The sequence below is a fragment of the Curtobacterium sp. B8 genome (assembly GCF_000333315.1).
Taxonomy (GTDB): domain Bacteria; phylum Actinomycetota; class Actinomycetes; order Actinomycetales; family Microbacteriaceae; genus Curtobacterium; species Curtobacterium luteum.
This window is the reverse complement of sequence record NZ_BACW01000045.1, coordinates 1-7,415: the sequence shown is the minus strand read 5'-3', so window position 1 is coordinate 7,415 and position 7,415 is coordinate 1. Positions and strand designations below refer to the sequence as shown.

At 69.0% G+C, this 7,415-nt stretch carries 6 protein-coding genes and 2 pseudogenes; 3 read left to right on the top strand and 5 right to left on the bottom strand.

The features are described 5' to 3' along the window. The 4 genes from sufC to sufB all read right to left on the bottom strand — a co-directional run. The coding region (gene sufC / locus I59_RS01335) for a Fe-S cluster assembly ATPase SufC (RefSeq protein ID WP_022902340.1) at positions 1 to 637 on the bottom strand (637 nt) is incomplete at its 3' end. A gap of 79 nt (positions 638 to 716) precedes the next feature. Beyond that, on the bottom strand, positions 717 to 1,043 hold the full coding sequence (locus I59_RS01330) for a non-heme iron oxygenase ferredoxin subunit (RefSeq protein ID WP_022902339.1): 327 nt from the start codon (positions 1,041 to 1,043) through the stop codon (positions 717 to 719). Continuing rightward, a complete protein-coding gene (gene sufD / locus I59_RS01325; RefSeq protein ID WP_022902338.1) occupies positions 1,043 to 2,302 on the bottom strand; it encodes a Fe-S cluster assembly protein SufD in 1,260 nt (419 codons plus the stop codon). Before sufD ends, I59_RS01330 begins: the two co-directional genes overlap by 1 nt. After that, positions 2,303 to 3,721, bottom strand: coding sequence for a Fe-S cluster assembly protein SufB (gene sufB, locus I59_RS01320; RefSeq protein ID WP_022902337.1), 1,419 nt, complete (start codon positions 3,719 to 3,721; stop codon positions 2,303 to 2,305). A gap of 251 nt (positions 3,722 to 3,972) precedes the next feature. Between sufB and I59_RS23785 the strand changes: the two are divergent. Both I59_RS23785 and I59_RS18835 read left to right on the top strand, forming a co-directional pair. Then, a pseudogene (locus I59_RS23785) lies at positions 3,973 to 4,119 on the top strand (heme A synthase); the annotation flags it as partial. Positions 4,120 to 4,285: 166 nt separating this feature from the next. Then, the gene (locus I59_RS18835; RefSeq protein WP_307120415.1) at positions 4,286 to 4,945 is read left to right on the top strand and encodes a heme A synthase; all 660 of its coding nucleotides are present in this window, start codon (positions 4,286 to 4,288) and stop codon (positions 4,943 to 4,945) included. Positions 4,946 to 5,380: 435 nt separating this feature from the next. Here I59_RS18835 and I59_RS01310 read toward each other — a convergent pair whose 3' ends face one another. Further along, positions 5,381 to 6,307, bottom strand: a complete 927-nt coding sequence (locus I59_RS01310; RefSeq protein WP_022902336.1) for a heme o synthase — start codon at positions 6,305 to 6,307, stop codon at positions 5,381 to 5,383. A 520-nt stretch (positions 6,308 to 6,827) separates the two neighbouring features. Here I59_RS01310 and I59_RS01305 point away from each other — a divergent pair. Beyond that, a pseudogene (locus I59_RS01305) lies at positions 6,828 to 7,415 on the top strand (transketolase); the annotation flags it as partial.

The following is a 7,415-nucleotide window of genomic DNA, read 5'->3' as shown; positions in this document are numbered from 1 at the left end:
AGCGGAGGATGCGCGTGTAGTGCGTGATGAGCAGCACGCCGAGGCCGGTCGCACCCTTCGCGCGGTTCACACCCTCGGACACGATCTTCAGTGCGTCGACGTCGAGCCNGGAGTCGGTCTCGTCGAGCACGGCGACTTTCGGCTGAGGGAGTTCGAGCTGCATGATCTCGTGGCGCTTCTTCTCGCCGCCGGAGAAGCCCTCGTTGACGTTGCGCTCCGCGAACGCCGAGTCCATCTTGAGGTCGGCCATCGACTGGCGGAGGTCCTTCACCCAGCCACGGAGCGCGGGGGCCTCACCGTCGATGGCGGTCTTCGCCGTGCGGAGGAAGTTCGACACCGTCACACCGGGGATCTCCACCGGGTACTGCATGGCGAGGAACATGCCGGCGCGGGCGCGCTCGTCGACGCTCATCGTGAGGACGTCCTCGCCGTCGAGTGTGATGGAGCCGCCGTCGACGTTGTAGCGCGGGTGCCCGGCGATCGTGTACGCGAGCGTGGACTTGCCGGAGCCGTTCGGCCCCATGATCGCGTGGATCTCGCCCTCGTTGATGGTGAGGTCGACGCCCTTGAGGATCTCCTTCGTGCCCTGATCGGTGTCGATCGAGACCTGGAGGTCACGGATTTCGAGAGTGGACATTGCGTTCCTTCGGTTGCAGCTGGTGCGCGGCGTCAGCCGCGGGACGTGGTGGGGGCCGATCCGGCCCGGGACGGCGGGGTCAGTCGACGGGGACCGGGTCGTGCACGTCGACGTAGACGTCGCCGTCACAGACCTCGACCCGGAAGACCGGCACGGGCTCGTACGCGGGGAAGTTCTGCGGCTTGCCGGTGGTCAGCGAGAACTTCGACCCGTGCGCCCAGCACTCGAGGGCATCGCCCTCGACGAAGCCCTCGGCAAGCGAGATGTCGCCGTGGGTGCAGGTGTCCCCGATGGCGTGCACGACGCCCGCGGAGTCCTTCACGATCGCGACGGCGGTGCCGTCGACGACGACCCGCATCGGGCTGTCCACCGCGATGTCGGCCTCGGCGCAGACCTTCTCGGCCATCAGGCGTCTGCCTGCGCGGTCTCGGGGTCTGCCTCGGCGATGGCCGAGCGACCAGCGGCCAGCTCCTCCTCGACGGCGGCGATGAGCCGCTCCTCGAGTTCGGGCGCACCGATCTTCTGGATGACCTCGACCAGGAAGCCGAGCACGACGAGGCGCCGTGCTTCTTCTTCCGGGATGCCGCGAGCCTGCAGGTAGAACAGCTGCTCGTCGTCGAAGCGACCGGTGGCGCTGGCGTGACCGGCGCCCTCGATGTTGCCGGTCTCGATCTCGAGGTTCGGGATGCTGTCCGCGCGCGTGCCGTCGGTCAGGACCAGGTTGCGGTTCTGCTCGTACGAGTCGGTGCCGTCGGCCGGGCGGCCGATGAGCACGTCGCCGATCCACACGGTGTGCGCACCCTCGCCCTGCAGCGCCCCCTTGTAGTTGACCCGACCGCGCGTGTTCGGCGCGTCGTGGTTCACGTAGACCTGCTGCTCGATGTACTGCCCGGCGTCCGCGAAGTAGACGCCGTACATCTCGGTGTCGGCACCCTGCGCGCCGAGGTGCGTCGAGGGGTTCACGCGGATGACGTCGCCGCCGAGGGACACCACGACGTGCTTGAGGAAGGCGTCGCGGCCGACCTCGGCGAAGTGCGTCGAGACGTGCACCGCCTCGTCGTCCCAGTCCTGCAGGCTGACCACCGTGAGTCGGGCGTTGTCACCGACGACGATCTCGATGTTCTCGCTCAGGAGGGCCTTGCCGCGGTTGTCGATGACGACGATGCCCTGCGCGTTCGGCTCGGCCGTTATCACCGTGTGCGCCGCGCGGGGCTGCGTGCCGAAGTCCGAGCGCGTGATGGTGATGAACTCGTGCTGCTCGGTGGCCGTGACCGTGACCGCGAGCACCGCGTCGCGCGCCGTCCAGGCGGCGGCGGATGCGCGGTCCTCGGGGAGCCCGGCGGAACCGACGCGCGGGTCGTCGCTGCGGACCCACTCGACGTCGGCGCCGTCGGACTGCCGCGCGAGGTACGGGTACGGCGAACCGTCGAGTCCGCCGTCGAGCAGCGGCTGGAGCTTCGCGAGCGGCGCGAACTTCCAGTTGACCTCACGACCGGTGACCGCCGGGAAGGCGTCGAGGTCGGCCGACTGGAAGCGCTCCGACCGGGTCTGGACGGGGACCTTCTCCTCGGCCGCGTCCCACCCGCCGTCGGAGTGCGCACGAGCGCCGTGCTGCTCGGTGCCGCCGGTCGCGGCGGCGCTGGGCTGTTCGGTGGTGCTGGACATCTAGCCGACGGATCCTTCCATGCTCATCTCGATGAGCTTGTTGAGTTCGAGTGCGTACTCCATCGGGAGCTCGCGGGCGATCGGCTCGATGAAGCCGCGGACGATCATCGCCATCGCCTCGTCCTCGGGCAGACCGCGGGACATGAGGTAGAACAGCTGCTCCTCGCTGACGCGGGAGACGGTGGCCTCGTGGCCGAGCTGCACGTCGTCGACGCGGATGTCGATCGCCGGGTAGGTGTCCGACCGGCTGATCGTGTCGACGAGCAGCGCGTCGCACCGGACGGTGTTCGCCGCGTGGTGCGCGTTCGGGTCGACACGGACCTCGCCGCGGTACCCGGCACGACCGCCTCCGCGGGCGATCGACTTCGAGACGATCGAGGACGTCGTGTACGGCGCCATGTGGATCATCTTCGCGCCGGCGTCCTGGTGCTGACCGGGACCGGCGAAGGCGACCGACAGCGTCTCGCCCTTGGCGTGCTCGCCCGCGAGGTAGATCGACGGGTACTTCATCGTCACCTTGGAGCCGATGTTGCCGTCGATCCACTCCATGGTGGCGCCCTCGTGCGCGATCGCACGCTTGGTCACGAGGTTGTAGACGTTGTTCGACCAGTTCTGGATCGTCGTGTAGCGCACGCGGGCGTTCTTCTTCACGATGATCTCGACGACGGCCGAGTGCAGGGAGTCCGACTTGTAGATCGGCGCCGTGCAGCCCTCGATGTAGTGGACGTAGGAGTCCTCGTCCGCGATGATCAGCGTCCGCTCGAACTGCCCCATGTTCTCGGTGTTGATGCGGAAGTACGCCTGGAGCGGGATCTCGACGTGCACGCCCTTCGGGACGTAGACGAACGAGCCGCCCGACCACACGGCCGTGTTCAGCGCGGCGAACTTGTTGTCGCCGGCCGGGATCACGGTGCCGAAGTACTCCTCGAAGATCTCGGGGTGCTCGCGGAGCGCGGTGTCGGTGTCCATGAAGATGACACCCTGCTGCTCGAGGTCTTCACGGATCTGGTGGTAGACGACCTCGGACTCGTACTGCGCGGCGACGCCTGCGACGAGGCGCTGGCGCTCGGCCTCGGGGATGCCGAGCTTCTCGTAGGTGGCGCGGATGTCCTCGGGGAGGTCTTCCCACGACTGTGCCTGCTTCTCGGTGGAGCGCACGAAGTACTTGATGTTGTCGAAGTCGATGCCGGTCAGGTCGGCACCCCACGTCGGCATCGGCTTGCGGCCGAACAGCTGCAGGCCCTTGAGGCGGTTCTTGAGCATCCACTCGGGCTCGCCCTTGAGGTTCGAGATGTCGGTCACGACCTCCTCCGAGATGCCACGGCGCGCGGAGGCGCCGGCCGAGTCGGAGTCGGACCAGCCGAACTCGTATTGGCCGAGCCCTTCGAGCTCGGGACGGTCGATGAGCACGTCGGACATGGTCTCCTCGTTTCCTTCTCGCGGCAGCGTCACCGGGACCAACCCGGCGCAGCTGGACGCCATTCCACCCCGGACCACCGACACGGTCGGCCAGGGTGCTGCTGCCTCGCAACGCCAATGGTTCCACGCGGTGGCGGGCCGTAGTGACGATCTCGGCCCATTCGGAGCCGGCGCCTGCCTAGACTTGACTGCCGCTGAACCCTCGAATCCTACAGGTTCGGTGCACGGAACAACAGGAAGGCACCACCCTCGTGACTCGCGTCGGATCCCCCGTCGAGCAGGACGTCCGCACCCGGTGGTGGTCCCTCCCCCGCGCGGTCGACGTCCGCGTGATCTGGCTGGCGTGGGCGTCGTTCGTCGTGGAGGTCGTCCTCATCGGCACCGGCGGGCTCGTCCGGCTCACGGCGTCCGGCCTCGGCTGCCCGACCTGGCCGACGTGCACGTCGGACTCGCTCGTCTCCACGCCGGAGATGGGCATCCACGGCGTCATCGAGTCGGCAAACCGGCTGCTCACCTTCGTGCTGGTCGTTCGTCGCGATCGCCACGTTCCTCGCCGTCGTGCGGATGCGACGCACCCGTCCCGAGCTGTTCTGGCTCGCCTTCGCCCAGGGTGCGGCGATCCCGGTGCAGGCCGTGATCGGCGGCGTCAGCGTCTGGACGAACCTCAACCCGTTCGTCGTCGGACTGCACTTCGTGGTCTCGGCCGCACTGACCTCGGTCACGGCCGCGCTCGTGTACCGCGCGATGAACGGGCCCCGCACCGCGGTCCGACTCGTCCCCGCGTGGTACACGAACGTCGTCCGCGGCACGGTCGCGGCCGTCGTGGTCACCGTCCTCGTGGGCATCCTCACCACCGGGAGCGGCCCGCACGCCGGCGCCGACGAGGCCGTCGACGGCGGACGACTGCACCGCACCGGGTTCGACCCCGCCGTCATGGAGCACGTCCACGCCGTCCCCGCCTACGTCCTCTTCGCCCTGACCCTCGTTCTGGTCGTCGGTGCGGTCCGGCTCCGACTCTCGAGCCGGTGGGCGCTGGCGCTCCTCGTCGTCGAGTTCGTCCAGATCGCGGTCGGCCTGACGCAGGCCCGGACGGGCCTCCCGGTCGGACTCGTCGGCACGCACATGGTGCTCGCCGGCCTCCTCGTCGCAGCGACCACGGCCGTCGTGCTCTCCACCCGCGGGAGCGCCGGTCGCGGCGCCGTTCGCGAGCCGCTGGACGCCTGACCGGCGTCCCGGAACGACGAAGCGCGCGTCGATCGACGCGCGCTCCGTCGTTCCCCGCGCACTGCGTGGTCCACCGCACGCCCGGTTCGACGACGCACCACCTCATCGACGCGCGGATCGTCGGAACGGTCGCGTTCCGTGGTCTGGTCGCGACCGCCAACCGGACGGGAGGCACGGTGCCGGCCCTCCCCGCGCCTCCAGGCCGCCGTCGTGCAACGACGCCATCGCCGTCGTCCGACGACAGCGGTGTCGTCGGTTGCGCAGCCGCGCAACCCGCGTGTGCAACGAACGACGGGGCCGCTGTCGTGCGACAGCGACCCCGTCGTTCGACAGCGACCCCGTCGTTCGACAGCGACCCCGTCGTTCGACAGCGGCACCGACGGGCTCGTCGACAGCGGCCGCGTCGCGAACGTCGGGACCGGTCGCGGCCCGCCCCTAGAAGGTGAAGACCTGCGGCAGCAGCGGGTCGATGCCCACCGCGATGAAGAGCAGCGTCAGGTACGTGATCGAGCTGTGGAACACGCGCATCGGGTGCACCTGCTCGACGTGCTGGATCGCCCGCGAGTACAGCCGGTGCGACTCGACGACGAACCAGATGCCGCCCGCCAGTGCCACGACCGTGTACAGCGGCCCCATGTGGGCGACCGGGATCAGCAGGAGCGAGCACACCAGCGTCGCCCAGGCGTAGAGGACGACCTGCAGGCCGACGACCGTGCGGCCGCGCACGACCGCGAGCATCGGGACCTCGGCGGCGTCGTAGTCGTCGCGGTACTTCATCGACAGCGGCCAGTAGTGCGGCGGCGTCCAGAGGAAGATCACCATGAACAGGATGATCGGCGCCCAGCTCAGCGACCCGGTGACACCGGCCCAGCCGATCAGCACCGGCATGCAGCCGGCGGATCCACCCCAGACGATGTTCTGCGGGGTGCGCCGCTTGAGCCAGAGTGTGTAGACGCAGACGTAGATCAGGATCGCGATGACGCTGAGCGCCGCGGCGAGCCAGTTCACGAAGACGACGAGGACGACCGTCGACACGATGCCGAGCGTCCACGAGAACACCAGGGCCTCACGGTCGGAGAGCTCGCCGGTCACGAGCGGCCGCGTGCTCGTGCGCTTCATGAGCCGGTCGATGTCGCGGTCGATGTAGCAGTTGAACGCCGACGCGGAGCCCGCCGACATCGCACCGCCGAGCATCGTCCAGAACACGAGCCAGAGGTCCGGGACGCCCCGCGCGGCGAGGAACATCGTCGGCGCCGTCGTGACCAGCAGCAACTCCATGACCCTGGGCTTCGTCAGGGAGACGTACGCCCGGACCTTGCGCGAGAGCGTCGATCGGGGTCGATCGGTGTCCGGCCGGGTCACGGTGGCAGTGGGCAAGGGAACCTCAGTCTGTTTCGCGTCAGCTCGCACACTCGGTGGACGGCTCCGTCGTCGTCCGGGCGTGCGTCGACCCGGAATGACCACGGGCCTCCGTCAGTTTAGGCCATCGAGGCGCCGCGACGATGCCCCGCCCCGCCATCCGGACCGATCGACGGTCGGACGAGCACTCCCCCGCCACGCGTGGCCGTGCCCGCCCGGACCGTGTGACCGCGACGGACCGAAGACGCTGACACGCCCGGGCCGTCCGGACGGTCGGCGTTGGAGCGCTGCACCCCGCGTCCGCACACGGTGAACAGAACGTGTCACCTGAACCCTCACTGAGTGCATGGTCACTATGCTGGAGTCGCCCTCCCGCAGTGCGTGCCCCGAAGACGTCGGTCACGACGAGCCGGTCGGCCGCCAGCAGACGGCGACCCGAACCCCGGCCCCCGGGATGGCGATCATGTCCGTGCGATGGCACGAGCCCTCGCACATGTCGCATTCAAGAAGGGTCAACATCCAAGTGGCTGAATTCACCTGGGACGCCATCGACAGGAAGGCCGTCGACACGGCCCGCGTACTCGCCGCCGACTCGGTCGAGGCCGCCGGCAACGGTCACCCCGGCACCGCGATGAGCCTCGCGCCGGTCGCCCACCTGCTCTTCCAGAAGGTGATGCGTCGCGACCCCAGCGACTCCACCTGGATCGGCCGCGACCGCTTCATCCTCTCCGCGGGCCACGCCTCGATCCTCCAGTACGTGCAGTTCTACCTGCACGGCTACGGTCTCGAGCTCGAGGACCTCCAGCACCTCCGCAAGTGGGGCTCGAAGACCCCGGGTCACCCGGAGTACGGCCACACCGACGGCGTCGAGATCACGACCGGCCCGCTCGGCCAGGGTCTCGCGTCCGCCGTGGGCTTCGGCTACGCGCAGCGCTTCGAGCGCGGTCTGTTCGACCCGGAGACCGCCGACGGCGAGTCCCCCTTCGACCACTTCACCTACGTGATCGCCGGTGACGGCGACATGCAGGAGGGCGTGACGAACGAGGCCGCGAGCCTCGCCGGTCGCCAGCAGCTCGGCCGCCTGGTCGTCTTCTACGACTCGAACCAGATT

Excerpts from the sequence above, each read along its gene's own strand:
- I59_RS01330 (WP_022902339.1), bottom strand. The coding sequence starts at position 1,043 with ATGGCCGAGAAGGTCTGCGCCGAGGCCGACATCGCGGTGGACAGCCCG.
- sufD (WP_022902338.1), bottom strand. The coding sequence starts at position 2,302 with ATGTCCAGCACCACCGAACAGCCCAGCGCCGCCGCGACCGGCGGCACC.
- sufB (WP_022902337.1), bottom strand. The coding sequence starts at position 3,721 with ATGTCCGACGTGCTCATCGACCGTCCCGAGCTCGAAGGGCTCGGCCAA.
- I59_RS18835 (WP_307120415.1), top strand. The coding sequence starts at position 4,286 with ATGCGACGCACCCGTCCCGAGCTGTTCTGGCTCGCCTTCGCCCAGGGT.